The organism is Paenibacillus sp. DS2015, assembly GCF_050433705.1.
In the GTDB taxonomy this organism is placed as follows: domain Bacteria; phylum Bacillota; class Bacilli; order Paenibacillales; family Paenibacillaceae; genus Paenibacillus_AQ.
Window position 1 is genome coordinate 42,707 of sequence record NZ_JBNPWS010000023.1, and the last position, 20,059, is coordinate 62,765.

Sequence of the window (20,059 nt, forward strand, 5' to 3'; positions counted from 1 at the left end):
ACCGAACGCACTCGAGTCGTCTCCACGAAACTAGCTTTTACTATGTGCGTGCTCCATTTGATGAATCGTTTCCTTCATATACTTCAGCAACTCTTCCCTTAACTCCTCATGTTGCAATGCATAGTGAATCGAGGTCTCAATAAAGCCTAGTTTCTCCCCTACATCATGCCGCTGACCCTCGAAGTTATAAGCGAGTATTCTCTCTATCTCTCCGAGTCTAGAAATGGCATCCGTGAGCTGAATTTCACCATTCACCCCAGCACCTTGCTCGCCTAGTAAATCAAAGATACGTGGCGTGAGAATATATCTCCCTAATATCGCTAGGTTAGAGGGTGCATCCTCTTGCTTCGGTTTCTCCATGAGCCGATTAGCTCTGTAGACCCGTTCCTCCAAAGATGTACCATCCACAATACCGTACCTGGACACTTCATCCCATGGAACGGGTTGTACCCCCACAATGGAAGAACGGTACTGCTCATACACATTCATCATTTGCTTAAGACAGGGAACCTCAGATTCCACAATATCGTCTCCTAACAACACTGCAAAGGGCTCATTACCAATAAACTTCCGAGCACACCAGATCGCATGACCCAGTCCCTTGGGTTCTTGTTGCCTTATGTAATGAATGTCGGCCATTTCGGACGATTTGCGAACCTCGTTGAGTAACTGCCACTTGGATTGAACGGACAGATTATATTCAAGTTCGAAGGAGGTATCGAAATGATCCTCGATTGCTCGTTTTCCTTTTCCCGTGACGATAATAATGTCTTCAATGCCTGAGGCAACAGCTTCCTCAACAATATATTGAATAGTGGGCTTGTCCACGATCGGTAGCATTTCCTTAGGCATAGCCTTGGTGGCAGGTAAGAATCGTGTTCCTAATCCCGCAGCCGGAATAATGGCTTTACGAATTTTCATGAGAAACCTCCTTAATCTCTACTAATCTATTTTCATTTATAAGTAGTCCATCCAGATGACAAGATAATTTATTATCAACAATAGAGCTCCCTCAAGTGACATCATGCTTTCTATGCAATATAACACAAGTCAATGTATTGGGATATATAACCACGTTGCCATCTTTATTAAAAGTTAACTCTCAGCATAATAAAAAGGTTGATTCACCCTAATCATAGGATGAACCAACCTTTATTAGTACGAATTCAAAAAGTCGACAACATGTTTTTATTTCACTAACTGCCCACGAGTTACACCGAGCTGATTCGTAGCCTTTAGGGTCCGCCATACTTGCGTTCCACTGATTTCTCCAAGCAATGCACGTTTGTAAAGATCTATCACTTCATGCACCTGATCTTCGGTTTCCTCAAGGAATTCGATACGGTATTTGGCTACACCAAGCTCCATAAAGTTAGCCAAATATTCAGCACCCGATTGTTCAACCGCGTTATAGACCGTGTTCCGGCAACCTTCGTCTACACGAACGGGATGTGACATCCCAATACGGTCTTGTAAGGATACATGGTGTTCTTCACAAGGACGTCCACAGTTCGTGAAGTCTGTGCCTTCACTAAGGAAGGTACAATATACGCAGTGTTCGGTATGGAACATTGGCATATGCTGATGGATAACGATCTCCATCTTGGTCGAGTTAGCCCTCCCCAACATATCCACCATTTGCTGAATGTTCAGGTCATAGGATGGCGTGATCATATCACATCCGGATTCAATGAAGAGATCTGCCGTCTTGTGGTTGGCAATATTCAGAGAGAAATCACCAATGATCTCTGGATGGTAGGCATCGGGTTGTTCCTGACGATGACGTAGATAGAAATACAACGCCCCTGTATTACGTACTAGCACAGCATCTGGCTGTAAGCGCAGAATGTTGTTATGGTATCCATTCTCTCCTGGCATGTGAATACGTGGCGTTGCTAACGCAATCTTCTTACCCGCTGCACGAACGGCTTCCACCGCTGCTGGGAACTGCTTAATGAACTCGAAGTCAGCGTAGATCATTCCTACGCCTGCTTCGAGAGCAGCCTGCACCTGCGGCAGGCTGCGGCACAGCACGGTCAGCTCCGCTTGGCCGCGCTGTACGGGCTGCGATGCGCTTCGCGTAGCATCGCCATACACCGAAGCCGCACGCTTCACGTATACCGGCGGCTTCGGACGCTCGCCTGCGAGCAATTCCACCGCACGGCGGCGGATGCTGTTCAGCTCACGCATAGGGACAATGACGTCCCCTTGCAGTTGGACGTCAAGCTGCTCAAGCTGGAATACCGTTCCGCCTAGGCGGCCGAATTGTTCTTCCAGCAGAGCATAATCCATCGGCCGCTTCTGCGCAGCTTCCAGCTCCATCTCCGAATCCACACGAACTGTTGTCCCCTTCTGAACATCAGTCCACCATGTTGTCAGCAGGCCGCCAAGATGGCCTACAGCTTTCACATGAACTGGGAATACCCGGTAAGGTTTCTCTGTCTCGAACGTTTGACGAAGCCGTCTATCCAGTGCAGGGTCATTGGTCTTCCAGACGCGGTCACCGATGTTCAATCTCTGTAGATTAACATCATTGCGCCCTGGGATGATATCAATGATCCAGCCCTCGCCCGCTTCACCTTCTAGCTTCACACCTTTACGACGGATATCGTAGACGCGGCCGCCTTGTTCCTTCTGCGTTGGATCGCCAGCGTCGAACACAATGCCGTCACCCTTCTTCAAGGGTGCATCAATACGGCAGACTACGCCATCTCGCAAGATCTGCTCTACCCGTCCTAGATATACTCCACGACTTTTCGGGAACGTCCCATCCACAAGCTTCTTATTGTTCGTACCATCAAGGAAACCATGGGTAAGACCACGAGAGAAACTTTGCTCAAGTTCTCTTATTTCTTCCTTACTTGGAGGCGTAGAATCACCTTCGAAATAACGATCAATCGCTTTGCGATACTTGCTGACCACATTGGCAACATATTCAGGAGTCTTTAAACGTCCTTCGATTTTGAAAGAGGTCACACCTGCTTCAATCAGCTCCGGCATAATATCAATCGCTGCTAAATCCTTCGGAGATAGTAGATAAGTAACATCGCCCATAGGTTTTTGCACACCATCAACCATCAAGTCATACGGCAAACGGCAAGCTTGTGCACATTCCCCTCGATTCGCTGAACGTCCGCCCCATACTTCCGAAGTTAAGCATTGGCCCGAGTAAGAGACACATAGCGCTCCATGAACAAATACTTCCATAGGCAGTTTAGCTTGATCCCCAATTTTCTTAATCTGCTTTAAGTTGTTCTCACGGCCAAGTACTACCCGTTCAAGTTCCCATGGCTTCGTAAACTCCACCGCTTCTGGTGAAGTAATCGTCATTTGCGTTGAACCGTGGATCGGGAAATCTGGTGAAATTTCACGCACCATTTTGACAAGTCCCAAATCCTGTACAATAATCGCATCTACTCCGCCGTCAATACACGCATCGACCAGTTCTTTGGCATCACTCAACTCATTCTCAAACACAAGAATATTGAACGTCAGGAACCCCTTAACACCATAACTATGCAGAAACGCCATAATCTCAGGCAGTTCATCCATACGGAAATTGTTCGCACGTGCTCGAGCGTTAAACTTCTCCACACCGAAGAAGACAGCATCCGCACCATTCGCCACCGCTGCACGCATACAGTCCCAATCTCCGGCTGGCGCCAGTAGTTCAACGTCTCCCCTTTGTAATCCTTGACTCTTCATCTATTATCTATATCCTCCCAAACCATCCCTTAGGACGGTGGACTTTTAATCCATTCTACTCATTGTACCAAATATCATACCAAGCTTCTACCTTTCCCAATGATTACAACTGTCTGATAACAACAAAGAGCAGCCCCTAGGGACTGCTCTTACAACCTAATTAAACTGCTTATTCAATACAAAAGACTTCAATGTAGCTTCAAGTATACTCTTCTGTAGTTCTGTTGCATTCGAATCATTCAGCGAAGTTGTAATGGTATATGTCACACCCTGAGTACCAAAAATAACTTGGCTTCCTGTATACGGAATTCCATTCATACTCTGATGTAATTTAATCATTGTAGCAGGTACACCTGCGAACGTCGTATTCTCAATACTTTGGACTTTCAAATCTTTCTGGTCCTTCATTGCTTCATTATAATAAGTTTTAAGCTTGCTAACAGCAGCTTCAACCGAACTGTTCTTCTCTGCTGTAATTATAAATCGTCCACCCGTAAACTCATATTCTACAGGTGAAATTTCGAATTGATCTTCGTAAGCCATCCAGTACTGCGGAATATTGATTTTATACTGAAAAGCCTTGGAGCTCTTCGTAGTCGTCTTCAACTTATTGATCAGATAAGGATCCTCCTCCATCCGTCCGAAGGTTTCCGTTACGACCTCATACTCTATCTCAATGGACTTAATAATGTCCTTGAACTTAGCGAGATCAGCAGTCTGATCATCAGATACCGAATATTCCACATAGTAACGGTACCCATCCTTCTGCAGCATCACTTCATACTCCGTTACCCAACCATCTCCGTAATTATACTTCACCTCGTTGACTAGGGCCTCGTCACCCGACAACTCCATGGGATAAGTATCAACTACCTTATAAGATTCAGAGACAAAAGTCTCTTCCATCCACTTCTTCATCTGTGCGCTCCATTCCTCAAGCGTAGAACCTTTAGGAACAGATGTCACATTTAACTTCAGATAACTTCCCTCTTCACTTGAATAGTACATGCTCGAATTGTTCATACTCCAATCGGCCGGTACGTTTAGAGAAATACCGTAATCGTTGTTATAAACTTCGCGCATCCCATCAACCACGCTTGAGAGATCCTTAACGGTTATATCATGCTTATTAAACTCGGGTTGGAAGGAATTTAGAAATGCTGAATACTTACTTAAATCCTTATAGTGGCTCGCATCCAAATCAGCAAGATATACTTCATATAGCCGTTCATTGTGATAATAGGCTCGACATTCCCATAGGATATCATCACTATCTTTAATAATAATACTAGCGTAAGGAATTTTAGCATTTGGGAACGACTCGCGGTCCAAAATGATTTCTCCTGTATCCCTAGTCCCTTCGACTAATAGTTGAAGTAACTCATCTGCTTGAAGTTCCACATCCTGCTTGTCTGCATGCACCTCAACATAATATGCTTCCTCTACATCGCTAAATGTAGCAATATTCTCAAATTCCCCAGCTGAACCCACAATAAGCTCGGCAGGGTAATCTATTGTCCATTCGTAGTAACTATTTCCGACTTTCGTCTTGTCTTCATCACTATCAATTCCTGTTGCTTCCGAGTCGGCCTTGTCTTCCTTAGCCGCAAGACTAATCACTAGCGTCCCATCCGCATGACTGCTCACCTTCGCACCGATTCCCTGTGCAACTAAGCGAAGTGGCACCATTAATGTTCCAGACACGATCGTTGGAGCCGCTGTGAGTTTAAACTTTTTACCATCTATCCAGGCAATCTTCTCGTCAATGGTCATACTTACCGTGTGCGGTCCGTATAACACCTTTACGACGTTTGCTTTCTCTAATTTAACCTGACTTCCAAAGGCTTTTTTGAAGACACCTACGGGCACCATTGCAACTCCATGATAGGTATAGGGTATGGCTATAGATAATTGCTCACCGTTAATACTTGCCTTGCTACTTCCTACTCTTAGCTTCAACTCTTGCATGTCACTCTGATCCGCAAATACGGGAAGTACCATGCTCGTCATTAATACTAAGAGACTTAGCACACCACACACCCATGTACGTAATATTCTCAACTCTCTACGTCCTCTCATCTCTATCATATTTCAACTCCAGCGGTTACAACTTCCTCTACTTCATCAAGGATTAGATCCCTGCTACTTAATACCAGCTTACGAATGACGATATCTCCATCACTTTGCATCAGCAGCTTAACCGTTTGTCCAGACACATATTTCTTAAAAAGCTCGTTAATATCAACCACGGAAGTTACCGTAACTCCATCGATGCTATACAGGTAATCACCCTCTTGAATTCCTGCTTTTATAGCTTGTGGTAATAGCACTTTAGTTATCGTCAGAGGATCATCCGTTGGCATGCCAACAATAGCTGAAAAGCTCTCCTTCAGTTCCAATCCAAGACTTGCCCGTTTCACTTCCCCGTGCTTTAACAACTGACTCGTGATATATTGAACCGTCTCTGATGGGATGGAGAAACCCATATTCTCAACACCAACCGCTGCGAATTTCATGGAGTTAATTCCAATTACCTCTCCCTTCATATTGACAAGGGGTCCCCCACTATTACCGGGATTGATAGCTGTATCCGTCTGAAGCAATCTGTATGAAGCATTTATAGCACGATTCAGTCCACTCACAATACCTACCGTTGCAGAATTTCGTAGTGAGAAAGAGATTGGAGTTCCGATAGCAATCACCTTTTCCCCTACCTGCGTATCTTGAGCTGATTTGGCAAACTTCGCCACTTTAAGCGACTTCGCATTGATTTTGATTAGCGCTATATCACTGACTACATCTACACGAGTATCTGTTATTCTGTAAGTTTCTCCATCCGAAGTAACAACCACTGGATTACTCAGACCTTCGATAACATGAGCGTTAGTTACAATCCATCCATTGGACTTCATAATGACTCCTGTACCATGTGCTAAATTATATCGATCTGCACTATCATTCTGACTACCATTCTGACTACCATTTGTCACTTTCCCAATTATACCTACGACGGAAGGTGATATGTCCTTTACAATCTGGGGTACTGGATCAATGATTGTTATATCTTTACTTTTAACTGTTGTTGTCGTTACTTTAGATTTCGCCTCAACCGCGGTTGCCCCACTCGTCAACATAAGACTACACAACAGCACAACGACAATCCTTTTCCCCATCCTACTCATTCATCCTCACCCAAGCCTCTCTATGTACTCCTTATCTTTTAAGCTATGTATTCTATCTCTATGTTGTATAAGGATTAGTCCAAATGTATCACACCCTCATATAATTGGGCAATTGCTGAAAGCCCTATATTTGTTAATTTTAATATGACTCAACAATTAAATCAGTACTAGGCAGATGTATAGTGTTGATCGATTACTGCTGCACGGATGAATGGCTCTCTTCGCTTCAATCAGTATAGAATTCTATTTGTGCATAACAAAAAAGACCCCTTTAACTGCCCCGCAGTAAGGTGTCTTTATATGTATTCCTAATTCATTGATAATCGTTTAATCTAGCTTAGCCAACCTAAAATCATAGCGTAATCCGAGTACAGAAATACCAAAAGACTAACGACAGTGAATCCAATCGCGAATTTGTTCTTGATAGGTTCCGCTAACAAACGAATCAATCCAATCAAAATAAGCACCGTAAACGCAATCATAAAAATATCAAACGTATTAAAGTTGGATGTTGTTTCTACCGCTACTGTCTCTGCTTCTGCTAAAAACATAAATTGAACCTCCCCTATAGAACCTTACGTGATATTACATCTATATATATGTTATCCTCGACTACGGCCTTATGCAAGCATTTATGTGCGAAAAAAACAAATTTGTCGCAAAAACTTCTTCTAAACAGCTTGATATTGAACCGATATAGTGATTTTACTCATTGATTTGAGTGATTTCGTTTATTGCAACTCAAACTCAGTAAACACTAGTCACGATTTAGAGACTACCTTATAAGGCATATAAAAATTAATTTGCCATCCTTATCTGGATGGCAAATCAATTTATGGACCATACTCGCTTTTCCCGATACCTATGTTGAGGTACTCGTGTGAAAGCTAGTGGAGCGTTTAAAAATTTAGCTATGCACTTCAAGTGCCTCAAGCGCTTGACTACGTGCCGTGTCTCGTTCAAGGACCGGCTTCAGATATTTACCTGTATATGATTCTTCAACCTTGATAATCTGCTCTGGTGTACCTGTAGCAATAATTGTCCCACCACCATTACCACCTTCAGGGCCTAGGTCAATCAAGTAGTCCGCTGTCTTGATGACATCCAGATTATGCTCGATCACAAGGACAGAATCCCCTGCATCGACTAGTCGGTGCAAGACCGTAAGTAATCTGGAAATATCGTCTACATGCAGACCTGTCGTCGGCTCATCGAGTATATACATTGTCTTGCCTGTGCTACGACGATAAAGCTCTGAGGCTAGCTTCACACGTTGTGCTTCACCACCGGAGAGTGTTGTTGCAGGTTGACCCATATGGACATACCCCAATCCCACATCGAGTAATGTTTCTATTTTACGATGGATCCGTGGAATGTTCTTGAAGAATTCAGTAGCATCTTCAATTGTCATCTCCAACACATCTGATATACTTTTATTCTTATACTTCACTTCTAATGTCTCACGATTGTATCGCTTGCCTTTGCACACTTCACACGGAACGTATACATCTGGGAGGAAATGCATCTCAATCTTAATAATTCCGTCACCGCGGCAAGCTTCACAACGGCCCCCTTTAACATTAAAACTGAACCGCCCCTTCTTGTAGCCACGAATCTTAGCTTCATTCGTCTGAGCATAGATATCTCTTATATCATCAAACACACCTGTATACGTGGCTGGATTAGAACGTGGTGTACGTCCAATCGGGGATTGATCGATATCAATGACCTTCTCCAGGTGTTCTAGTCCCTTAATTTCTTTATGTTTACCGGGACGTAATTTAACAGCTCTATTTAACTCACGTGCAAGCTTTTTATATAGAATTTCGTTAATAAGCGTTGATTTTCCTGAACCCGATACACCTGTAACTGCAGTGAATACACCTATTGGAATTTTGACATTAATATTCTTAAGGTTATTCTCTTGGGCACCTTTGATCTCCAACCAGCGATTATCTGGTTTTCTCCGCTTAGAGCTAACTGGAATAAACTTACGGCCACTTAAGTACTGTCCTGTTAAAGAATTCGGACTATCCATAATTTCTTGAGGTGTTCCCTGTGCGATAATTTCACCACCGTGGATTCCCGCCCCTGGACCAATATCGATAATATAATCTGCTGCCATCATCGTATCCTCATCATGTTCCACCACAATCAACGTATTGCCTAAATCTCGCATATGCTGAAGTGTAGAGATCAATCGATCATTATCACGCTGATGTAACCCAATACTTGGCTCATCCAGAATGTACAATACACCCATCAAGCTAGAGCCAATCTGCGTAGCAAGACGAATACGCTGGGCCTCGCCTCCTGATAATGTGCCTGCTGCACGACTTAAGGAGAGATAGTCTAAGCCGACATTGACCAGGAAACCTAACCGGCTATTAATCTCCTTGAGGATCATATTAGCTATGGTACGTTCCCGCTCACTCAACACAAGACCATCGAACAACTGCATGGCTTCACCAATGGACAGGCTAGTGACATGCGCGATGTTATGATCATTGATTGTCACCGCTAGTGTCTCTTTCTTAAGACGATGACCCTTACATACTTCACATGGTTTAGCGCTCATGAATCCTTCAATAAATTCACGAATACCGTCTGAAGCTGTATCCCGATATCTACGCTCTAGATTTGGAATGATTCCTTCAAACACTACAAGAGCTTCTTTACGCTGTCCGAAATCATTCTCATAACGAAAGCGAATTTTCTGGTCTCCTGTCCCATGTAATATCTTGTTCATGTGTTCTGAACTAAGTTGACTTACAGGTACATTCCGAGGAATCTTGAAATGTTCACAAACCGATTGCAGAAATTGAGGATAATAATTCGATGTACTACCCGTCCAGGCTAGGAACGCGCCCTCTTCAATCGATTTATCCATATCAGGAACCAACAGATCTTGATCGACAATCATTTTCACACCCAGACCATCACATTCAGGGCAAGCACCAAATGGACTGTTAAAAGAGAACATCCGTGGTGATAGCTCCTCTATGCTAAATCCACAAATCGGACAAGCGAAGTTCGAGCTAAAACGAAGCTCTTCCTGTTCCATAACATCTACTAATAATTGACCGCCAGAGATCTTTAGGGCTATTTCAATTGAATCCGCTAATCTCGATTCCACATCTTCTTTGATAACAATACGATCTACAACAACTTCAATGGTATGTTTCTTATTCTTCTCCAACTCAATGTTCTCTGATAAATCACGTAATTCTCCATCGACCCGAACGCGAACGAACCCTTGCTTACTAATATCTGCAAAAACTGTCTTATGTTCACCCTTACGACCCGAAATAACAGGAGCCAGCAATTGCATCCGTGTCTTCTCCGGATACTGCATAATCCGATCCACCATTTGCTCAACCGTCTGAGAAGTAATTTCTGTTCCATGCTCTGGACAATGTGGATGCCCTACCCGAGCGAACAATAAACGTAAGTAATCGTATACTTCTGTTACTGTTCCTACTGTAGACCGCGGATTACGACTGGTGGTCTTCTGATCAATCGATATCGCTGGTGATAATCCTTCAATAGAATCCACATCTGGCTTCTCCATCTGCCCTAGGAATTGACGAGCGTAAGCAGATAGTGACTCCACATATCGACGCTGACCTTCCGCATAAATCGTATCAAATGCGAGTGAAGATTTACCTGAACCGCTGAGTCCTGTCAATACTACAAATCGGTCTCTTGGAATCGTAATATCAATATTCTTCAAATTGTGGGCTCTGGCGCCCTTGATAATAATGCTGTCTATCGCCAACTTACAATCATCTCCTTAGAGTCTTGATACCGCTACGATCTATGATCGGCATAGATTATATTTCTAGTTCCTATTTTCAGCAAATACTGATTATATATTAGAGTCTAAAATCATTCTGCTTTCAATTCCATCAAGGCATCCCGTAACTCAGCCGCTCGTTCGAACTGTAAGCTCTTCGCAGCTTCCTTCATTTCTACCTCAAGCCGCTTGATGAGTGATTGTCGATCTTTCTTCGACATCTTCTCCATAGCGCCTGTCAGATAATCCACTTTAGATTCAGCTACTTTCGTAGCCTCAATGACATCGCGTATTTTCTTACGGATACTTTGTGGTGTAATTCCATGCTTCACATTGTAAGCTTCCTGTATAACACGTCTGCGAGCCGTCTCAGATATCGCTTTATTCATAGAATCCGTTATTCGGTCACCGTACATAATCACTCGACCTTCCGAATTGCGCGCAGCACGTCCACTTGTCTGAATTAAGGAGCGCTCTGAGCGCAAGAACCCTTCCTTATCAGCGTCTAGAATAGCAACAAGAGATACCTCAGGTAAATCTAGACCTTCTCTTAATAGGTTAATACCCACAAGCACATGAAACGTACCTAGCCGAAGATCCCTTAGAATAGATATTCGCTCCAACGTCTTAATATCGGAGTGTAGATATCTGACCTTAATACCAATCTCCTTCAAATAATCGGTTAAATCCTCCGACATCTTCTTCGTGAGCGTTGTAACAAGGACGCGCTCATCGCGTTCAATCCTTAGTCCAATTTCATGGATGAGATCATCAATCTGACCCTTCGTGGGACGAACTTCAATAATAGGATCAAGTAGCCCCGTAGGACGAATAATTTGCTGCACCATGGTTGGACAATGCTCTAACTCATAAGGTCCTGGGGTTGCTGATACATAGACAATTTGCTTCACCTTATCTTCGAACTCCTCGAATCTCAGTGGCCGATTGTCTAACGCTGAAGGTAAACGAAAACCATGCTCTACAAGAACCGTCTTCCGTGCCCGGTCACCATTGTACATCCCCCGAATCTGAGGAAGTGTCACATGTGATTCATCAACGACAATCAACATATCATCTGGAAAATAGTCCATCAACGTATAAGGAGTCGCGCCTGGTTCCCGGAACGTTAACGGTCCCGAGTAGTTCTCGATTCCTGAGCAGAATCCGACCTCATTCATCATTTCAATATCATAGCGTGTGCGCTGTTCTAGTCTTTGAGCTTCTAAGAGTTTCCCTTCGGAACGCATCACAGCTAGTCGTTCTTCTAGCTCACGCTCAATGTTGACGAGCGCCAGTTTCATTGACTCTTCCTTCGTTACGAAGTGAGAAGCAGGAAAGATCGCTATATGATCACGTTCGCCAACTAATTCTCCTGTAAGAACATCAATTTCTGTTATTCTCTCGACCTCATCACCGAATAACTCAACCCGAACAGCATGCTCGCCTTTAGAGGCTGGGAAAATTTCTATAACATCGCCACGTACTCGAAATGTACCCCGTGTGAAACTAATATCATTACGCTGATACTGAATATCAACCAACCTTGACAGAATCTCACTTCGTGGCTTCTCCATCCCTACCCGCAGGGATAATAATAAATCAGAATACTCACGTGGTGATCCTAAACCATAAATACAAGATACACTAGCAACGATAATGACATCACGCCGCTCAAATAGAGAACTCGTTGCTGAGTGACGAAGCTTATCGATCTCATCATTAATGCTTGAGTCCTTCTCAATAAAGGTATCAGAAGAAGGAATGTAAGCCTCAGGTTGATAATAATCGTAGTAACTAACGAAATAATCAACGGAGTTGTTAGGAAAGAACTCTTTAAACTCACTAGCTAACTGTGCAGCCAACGTCTTATTATGTGCAATAACTAATGTTGGTCGATTCAACTTGGCAATCACCTGCGCAATGGTAAACGTCTTTCCTGTCCCTGTAGCCCCTAACAACGTCTGCTCTTTCTTCCCTTCAGTAATTCCCTTCACCAGTTCAGCTATCGCATTGGGCTGGTCGCCTTGAGGAGAGAATTCCGACTCGATCTCAAATAATTTATTGCTCATCACAATATCGCTCATTGCCCAATCTCACCCTTATCATCTAAAATAGTAAAGTATATGTCGAACTTTCCCGATATCTAATTCATTGGGAAAAAATAATATATATAAGAATGTCTGTTCCCCTCCATTATACTCGGATCAGATATTCGATGCAAACCCTAAGTTTATATATAGATCGGAGTGATTCACAAGAATGGATATCACAACCCTTATTGGTATCCTAGCAGGGCTTGGAGCCCTTATAGGAGGTTTTTTATGGGAAGGAGGACAAGTTACAGGTTTATTCCAAAAAACAGCAGCACTCATCGTATTTGGTGGTACATTCGCCGCCGTTATTATCAGCTTCACAGCGGCTAGACTCAAGACCGTTCCACATGCCTTACAATTTGCCTTCAGTCGCCATACTGCCGATATGAATCAACTTGTCGAGGATGTTGTTGATATGGCTACTACAGCGAGACGAAGTGGCGTCCTCGCCTTAGAACGCAAGTCTCAGAATCATCCCGATCCATTTCTTCGTGAAGGGATTCAAATGGTCGTTGATGGAACCGACCCCGAGGTCGTTAAGCAAATTTTAGAGATGGATATTAACGCAGTAGAACAGAAACATGAGGGATATGCCAAAATTTTTGAAGCTGCGGGTGGCTATGCCCCGACTATGGGTATTATTGGGACCGTTATGGGATTAATCCACGTCCTTGGTAATCTTTCAACCCCTACAGATCTCGGGCCCTCCATTGCCATAGCGTTTACTGCTACCCTGTATGGTGTTGCTAGTGCCAATATTATCTTTTTGCCCATTGCTTCCAAAATTAAATCCCGAAGTGCCGATGAAATTCAAAATATGGAGTCGCTGCTTCATGGAATACTCTCTATTCAGAATGGAGATCATCCCCTCATTGTACGCAAAAAGTTAGGCTCCTTTGTTTCTATGGAAGTCCAGCCTATGCCTCTATTCAAGGGGGATTTTGATGAGAAAAATATCTGATCGCCAAGCTCGGCGTAGAGCTAGTAATAATGAGAATAACCGCGATCGCTGGCTCATTACATATGCAGATTTAATTACGCTACTGCTAATCTTTTTTGTCATGATGTACGCCATGAGCCATCTAGATACAGAAAAATTCGACAGTGTGAATGAGTCGTTACAGTTAACATTTAAATCTGGCGACTCCATTCTAGAACAAGGATCCGGGCTAACAGGCACTGCGGACAAGTATACCCACAAGAACCCAGATGTAGAGCCGAACCAGAACACCACACCTATAACCAAACAAGAGCCATCCAACTCAGGAAATTCTGCAGATTCAGAAGATTCCGCAGTTTCAGATGGACCTAAAGAGTTGACCGAACGTGAACAAGCCTTTCGAGAACAGGAACAAGAGTTACAAAGTTTAATGTCTGTCATCTCCAAATATGTCTCAGATAATGCACTTGGAGATCAAATATTCATAGCAGATAAACCGCAAGGGATCTCCATTACACTTAGTGATCGATTCGTCTTCGATACAGGTAAGGCAGATCTTAAGGCTGGCTCTGAACCTGCTCTATCTAAGCTAGCTAGTCTGTTCCACGATTTAGACACAACGGTGAGTATTGAAGGTCATACAGATAACATGCCAATTATTCACTCTCCTAAGTATCGAGATAATTGGGAATTATCCGGTGACCGCGCCTTATCCATTCTAAGATTTTTCCTTGATAAAGAGAAGCTTAGTCCAGATGGATTTCAATATGCAGGATATGCGGATACTCGCCCTGTCGGAGATAATTCCACAGAACTTGGTCGCCAAACTAATCGACGTGTCGAAATCATCGTGCTTCGTCAATTACAAGAGGAATAACCGAATCTGCTATGACAGCCTTAGTATTAGGTCATTAGATACGCAGCATATACCCAAATAGCCGAGAAAGGCTGTCCCCCGAGCATTTTTGCTCAGGAGACAGCCTTTCTTTTCGATTAACCCTATTCTTTAAGAAGCTTACATCGCCTTACCCGCTTCACTTGGTCTTAGAATTACTGACCCGATTGCTAATAAAATAATGGCCATCAGACCTAGTATAGAAAGTGGTAGCCAAATATCAGTCAAATGACCTCCCGCGGAAATTCTTTCAACAGCTTCAATCGCCCACTTCTGAGGAATGAAGTTCGCAATCTTCTGCATATAGTCAGGCATGAACGACAATGGCCAGAAACATCCACCCAGCATGCACGTCGGCGTAATAATCATGGCGTTGAGCATAGCTGCTTGATCAGGATTACGAATTAATCCAGCAACTGCACTAGCGATACCCATTGCCACAAACATGAATGCAGCTAGAATTAGGAAGTGGGTAAAGAAGGGCACTTCATAATCGTACTTTAGTACCCAGCGACTTAGGCTTAGAATGACTAAAATTTGTAGAACGCCTACAAAGAAACTGCCCATCATATTCCCAAGTGCAATCTCATAGGAGCGCACAGGTGCAGTAAACACTCGTGCCATCGTTCGATGCTTGCGATCATCCAGAATCATTTTAACTGTACTCGTCACAAGCCCCATCATGAACATCAACGTAAAACCTGTCACATTATTTAATCCAGGCTTGGCATATAAGTTATAATCAATTCGCTCTGCTCCAACTTTATGCTTACTAACTTCATTCAGGTTTTGTTCGAAAAGCTCCAAGACACTTCCAGTAGGGGATGGTTGATTGGCAATGATTGTGGCCGTCTCCGTTAACTGAGTCATCATGGCATTTATAATACTCTTTACCGTGTAAGTGGCTTCATTCGCTGACAATTGAAACATATTGACTTGCTTAGGATTACCCTGAAGTAAATCATCACTAAAATTAGCAGGAATAATTAGCCCCAACGTTGCCTTTTGCTGTATAACGGCTTCCTTGAGCTCTTCCTCTCCACTCTCTAGTTTCAGTACATAGTCATTATTTCTAGATAACTCATCCAGAAGATGTTGACCTGCAGGACCCGTATCCAGATTAACATAAGAAATATCCACGCTCAGCGCGCTTTCTCCACCTAGTAAAGCTACTGCTAAGGATACAACAATACAGGGTAAAATAATAAAACCCATGAATTTTTTGCGGGTACCTATAATACGTCGAGTCATATGCCATGCAATCGTTAAGCTATTCATGATAACCCACCTTTCGATAGACAACAAAAGTAGCGGCTACCAAGGCAGCACATATACTAGTTAGCGCAAGGATACTTGGAACAATCTCAGATGGATCTGAATGTAACATGATGCGAAGAATACCTTGTATTCCCCAATGGTTAACGGTGAATTGTCCTAGCTTCTGAATAAACTCCCCCGGAATGGGTGTGAATCCCCCACTGAGGAAGGTCATCCCTATAATAAGAACCTGCATGATACTATTCGCACTTGCGCTCGTCTTAACACTTAACGCTACTAAACATGCTATGGCCATAGATATGAAGACTAACAGAATACATACGATGGTTAATAATAGCGGATTACTACCCCAATCTACGCCGTATACTAGTGAAGATACGGTGATGATGACCCCTGCTTGAACAATAGCTACCATGCTGCTACCCAACATTTTCCCTAAGAAAATGTGAGATGCGGAAATGGGCAGCGATTGTAATCGATAGAGCGTGCGATTGTCCTTTTCATTAAATAGGCTTTCGCTTGCAGTACCCCCTGCATACAAGAGAAACATGATCATCATGGCTCCTGCATAATACTGCGACGCAGAATAGGATGTACTGTTATTAGTCAACTTCCCAATATTAACGTATGTCGGACTACTTGTTGTAGAGCTAGCCTCCGTTGCTTGCTCTTGCTTCGGTACATATTCTCCTAGTGTACCTGCTAACGCCTGTTGATGATTAATTGCATCTAAGAACGAGTCGAATATGGTGCCAGCCACTAAATTGTTCACGCGATCGTTTCCGAGCATTAGCTCAAGCTTTGCTTCCTGACCCTTTATTATCTCGTCGTTGAAATCCGTAGGAATAATAACGGCATAGTCAGCTTCTCCAGCGCGTAATAATTTCTCTGCAGCGGCCTTGCTACTTACTTGCTTCTGTATGATTATCGTTGATAGTTCAGGGGAGCTTATAAAAGTATTAAACGCTGTAGATATCGGTCCATCTACCTCATTTCCGACAATAGCTACCCTAACCGGATCGGGCGTAATGTCCCCTTTATCATTATGAAAGAAAGACGCCAGTGCAGACCCTAGAATAAAAATCAAAATCAAAGGTAGCACAAATAGATTCAGAAGTACCGCTCGCGCCCTGAGCATTCTTCTTAATTCGCACATCGCAATAATCCAAATATTCATAACCTGTCGATCTCCCCTCTAATCACGTAGTGTACGTCCCGTCAAATTTAGAAAAAGAGTCTCAAGATCAGACTTCTCACACACTAGCGATTGAATGGCTACCTCATGTTTGGCACATATAAAAAGAATATCCTGTAAGTCATGCTGAGAGGACGCTACATAAAGTTCTAACGTATCCTTCTCTTCATTTAATGAAACTTTAGAGAAGCGAGGATGAAGTTGTAGCTCATCAATGACAGTCGGTTCAATAAGTGCGGCCTTAATGACAATCTTCTCTTCACTCGACACACGGTCACGTAACTCCTGTTGTGTCCCACATGCGATAACATGTCCTTGGTCCATGATAGCCACACGGTCACTAATAGCCGCTACCTCTTCCATGTAATGACTGGTATAAATAATCGTCGATCCCATCTTATTTAACGTCCGTACCGACTCTAGAATATGATTCCGTGACTGCGGATCAATACCGACCGTGGGTTCGTCCATAATAATCAACTTTGGATGATGCATAATGGCACATGCGATATTAAGCCTTCTTTTCATCCCACCAGAGAATGTAGCAGGCTTCTCCTTAGCTCGGTCCTGCAGGCCGACGAACTCCAGCGCTTCTTCCACTCTCTCTTGTAGTAACTTCCCTCTCAGGCCATATAATTTCGCAAAAAAAGAAACATTATCTGATGCTGACATCGACTCATACAGCGCCAAATCTTGCGGAACAAGTCCAATGCGTCGCTTCACTTCCAAAGGTCTTTCTTTCACAGAAATTCCATCTACCAGTATATCTCCTTGATCAATCTTCATAAGTCCACACATCATATTTATGGTTGTACTCTTACCTGCACCGTTGGGGCCTAATAGCCCAAATATCTCCCCAATCTGTATATTTAAGTTCAAATGATCTACAGGTACTTTACTGCCATATCGCTTCACTACATTGTTCAATTCTACGAATGCCATAAGTATTCATCCTCCCTTTCATCCTTTTTCCTTTGTCCTCATTGTAAGTGAAATACTGTGGGAAGTAAGGTACAAAAAGTCATGAATAGAAGGTGACCAAAGTCACCTGCTGAACCCCTTCACCCCTGTGTTATAATGAAGCGAAGTAAGCCAAATCCTGTTGTAATCAAAGGATGTCATATGCCTTGTCTACTCATCTAAATATGTTGCGCTACAGCTTAATTGTCATTCCTGCTTGTCTCTCTATCTATATATACTCCTATGAAAATTACGGCGTTTATACACTATTCTTCCTCTTATTTTTGAGTCTCGCCGTGTTGAGTAGATTTGTACATTATCCTCCTATGATGAGAGCATTGTTCTTCTTAGAGATTCTATTCTCCACATGGTTATGTACTCGCTATGGCAACATCATGTTATTTATATCGTTATCTTCACTTTGCTCCTATATTACAATGCCAGGTCGCATACTTCGTTTCGTTATGCTGGGTCTTCATTTGTTGTTATTAAACCTAGCTCTAGGCTTTGGGCAGCCTGAGTGGACATTCAGCGTCAACGCAATCTTCTTGATTACCTCCCTCTTGTTATTATATTTACAGCACATCGCAGATAGCCGCGAAGAGATGATTCAACTCTACGATGAGCTTCGTGAGCAATACTACGAACTTGATGAGAATCGAACTCGACTTGTACAATTCAATCAACAGGTAGAGGCAGCGGCCCTATCTGGAGAACGGAATCGGATATCCAGACAACTTCATGATGATATTGGCCATAGACTGATCAGGGTTAAAATGATGATGGAAGCGGCTATTCATACCCTTCCTACGGATACTACGCGCGGCATAGAGCTCATGCTTCAAATTAGAGATCAAGTGGCCGCTAGTATGGACGATATGCGTAACACCGTCAAACAGATGAGGCCCGCTACCTCCTTAACTGAAGAATATGCCCTAGATCGACTTCTAGAAAACATAGGCCGCGAAACAGGCATTCATACAAGCCTCATCTGTGAAGGTGTTCCCTTTCCACTCTACCCAAGCATTCAACTTGTACTCTATAAAAATGCTCAAGAAGCGCTTACCAACGCCCTTCGACACGGCCTTGCTACTTCAGTAAAGATATTATTGGTATTCGACGATCATGAAGTATCTATGTCTGTTAGCAATAATGGAGAGATCGTCACAATACCTTCAACGAGTCATCGACAGCAGGGGATGGGACTGAAGGGAATGCAGGAGCGAACTAAACTTAGAGGGGGAGACATACATATTCAATGGGAACATCCATTTACGGTTATAACGAAGCTACCTGTTTACCGAAATCATGAATTATTATAGAAAAGAGTGGTGAAAGCAATGATTTCTTTACTTATTGTGGATGATGATGCTTTTATTCGTGAAAGTCTCAAAATGTTACTATCAATAGATTCAGACATTGAAGTCGTAGGAACAGCAAGCCATGGCTTAGAGGCTGTCGAGATGATGCAGGCGGGGTTACAAGTCAACGTTATATTAATGGACATTCGTATGCCTGTCTGTGATGGAGTAGAAGGAACTAAAGAGATCAAGAGGCAATTCCCCGGTACCCGTGTGCTTATGCTAACTACCTTCGATGATGATGAGTTTATTATTCAAGCGTTACAGAATGGCGCCAGCGGATACCTACTGAAGAATATCGCCCCCGATCGCATCATACAAGGAATCAAAACCATCCATGATGGGGACATGCTCATTCATCCTGATATAGCTCGTAAACTTACCACCTTTCTCCGACCACCGGAACCAACCGTTCAACCCATCTCTAATCGTCCTAATACGGAAAGATGGATTCGTTACGGGTTGACCACAACAGAAATGAGCATCATAAGCTACATATCCGAAGGATTATCAAATAAAGAAATCGCCCAGAAATTATTTCTGAGCGAAGGTACAGTAAAGAACTATATAACGGACATTTTGAGTAAACTGGAACTTAGAGATCGTACACAGATTGCTATACTTTATCTTAAACATCCTAATGATTAATCCTGC

At 43.1% G+C, this 20,059-nt stretch carries 14 protein-coding genes; 4 read left to right on the forward strand and 10 right to left on the reverse strand.

What is annotated here, in order from left to right:
• Window positions 1-30: 30 nt before the first annotated feature.
• The 7 genes from galU to uvrB all read right to left on the reverse strand — a co-directional run bounded on the left by galU (window position 31) and on the right by uvrB (window position 12,767).
• A complete protein-coding gene (gene galU, locus J2T13_RS18335) occupies window positions 31-921 on the reverse strand; it encodes a UTP--glucose-1-phosphate uridylyltransferase GalU (protein ID WP_429373812.1) in 891 nt (296 codons plus the stop codon).
• 267 nt (window positions 922-1,188) lie between these two features.
• On the reverse strand, window positions 1,189-3,705 hold the full coding sequence (locus J2T13_RS18340) for a DUF3656 domain-containing U32 family peptidase (RefSeq protein ID WP_429373813.1): 2,517 nt from the start codon (window positions 3,703-3,705) through the stop codon (window positions 1,189-1,191).
• A 156-nt stretch (window positions 3,706-3,861) separates the two neighbouring features.
• Window positions 3,862-5,793: a stalk domain-containing protein gene (locus J2T13_RS18345; RefSeq protein ID WP_429373814.1), complete on the reverse strand. Its 1,932-nt coding sequence runs from the start codon at window positions 5,791-5,793 to the stop codon at window positions 3,862-3,864.
• Window positions 5,790-6,887, reverse strand: a complete 1,098-nt coding sequence (locus J2T13_RS18350) for a S1C family serine protease (protein WP_429373815.1) — start codon at window positions 6,885-6,887, stop codon at window positions 5,790-5,792. The genes J2T13_RS18345 and J2T13_RS18350 overlap by 4 nt, the downstream gene beginning before the upstream one ends.
• Window positions 6,888-7,219: 332 nt before the next feature.
• Entirely contained in the window at window positions 7,220-7,438 is a 219-nt protein-coding gene (locus J2T13_RS18355; protein ID WP_429373816.1) for a hypothetical protein, read from the reverse strand.
• A gap of 356 nt (window positions 7,439-7,794) precedes the next feature.
• Complete coding sequence (gene uvrA, locus J2T13_RS18360) at window positions 7,795-10,665, reverse strand: excinuclease ABC subunit UvrA (protein ID WP_429373817.1); 2,871 nt, start codon at window positions 10,663-10,665, stop codon at window positions 7,795-7,797.
• 110 nt (window positions 10,666-10,775) lie between these two features.
• A complete protein-coding gene (uvrB, locus tag J2T13_RS18365; RefSeq protein WP_429373818.1) occupies window positions 10,776-12,767 on the reverse strand; it encodes an excinuclease ABC subunit UvrB in 1,992 nt (663 codons plus the stop codon).
• A gap of 175 nt (window positions 12,768-12,942) precedes the next feature.
• On the opposite strand from uvrB, the gene J2T13_RS18370 reads away from it, so the two are divergent.
• Window positions 12,943-13,737, forward strand: coding sequence for a flagellar motor protein (locus J2T13_RS18370; RefSeq protein ID WP_429373819.1), 795 nt, complete (start codon window positions 12,943-12,945; stop codon window positions 13,735-13,737).
• On the forward strand, window positions 13,721-14,593 hold the full coding sequence (locus tag J2T13_RS18375) for a flagellar motor protein MotB (protein ID WP_429373820.1): 873 nt from the start codon (window positions 13,721-13,723) through the stop codon (window positions 14,591-14,593). Before J2T13_RS18370 ends, J2T13_RS18375 begins: the two co-directional genes overlap by 17 nt.
• A gap of 138 nt (window positions 14,594-14,731) precedes the next feature.
• Here the strand turns inward: J2T13_RS18375 and J2T13_RS18380 are convergent, their stop codons facing one another.
• Genes J2T13_RS18380 through J2T13_RS18390 form a run of 3 tightly spaced genes read right to left on the reverse strand, consistent with a single transcriptional unit; the run spans window position 14,732 to window position 18,026 of the window.
• Window positions 14,732-15,889, reverse strand: a complete 1,158-nt coding sequence (locus tag J2T13_RS18380; protein ID WP_429373821.1) for an ABC transporter permease — start codon at window positions 15,887-15,889, stop codon at window positions 14,732-14,734.
• A complete protein-coding gene (locus J2T13_RS18385) occupies window positions 15,882-17,066 on the reverse strand; it encodes an ABC transporter permease (protein WP_429373822.1) in 1,185 nt (394 codons plus the stop codon). Before J2T13_RS18385 ends, J2T13_RS18380 begins: the two co-directional genes overlap by 8 nt.
• A gap of 18 nt (window positions 17,067-17,084) precedes the next feature.
• Entirely contained in the window at window positions 17,085-18,026 is a 942-nt protein-coding gene (locus J2T13_RS18390; RefSeq protein WP_429373823.1) for an ABC transporter ATP-binding protein, read from the reverse strand.
• A gap of 344 nt (window positions 18,027-18,370) precedes the next feature.
• On the opposite strand from J2T13_RS18390, the gene J2T13_RS18395 reads away from it, so the two are divergent.
• The gene (locus J2T13_RS18395; RefSeq protein WP_429373824.1) at window positions 18,371-19,366 is read left to right on the forward strand and encodes a sensor histidine kinase; all 996 of its coding nucleotides are present in this window, start codon (window positions 18,371-18,373) and stop codon (window positions 19,364-19,366) included.
• Between the two features lie 18 nt (window positions 19,367-19,384).
• On the forward strand, window positions 19,385-20,053 hold the full coding sequence (locus J2T13_RS18400; RefSeq protein ID WP_429373843.1) for a response regulator transcription factor: 669 nt from the start codon (window positions 19,385-19,387) through the stop codon (window positions 20,051-20,053).
• The last annotated feature ends 6 nt before the right edge of the window (window positions 20,054-20,059 follow it).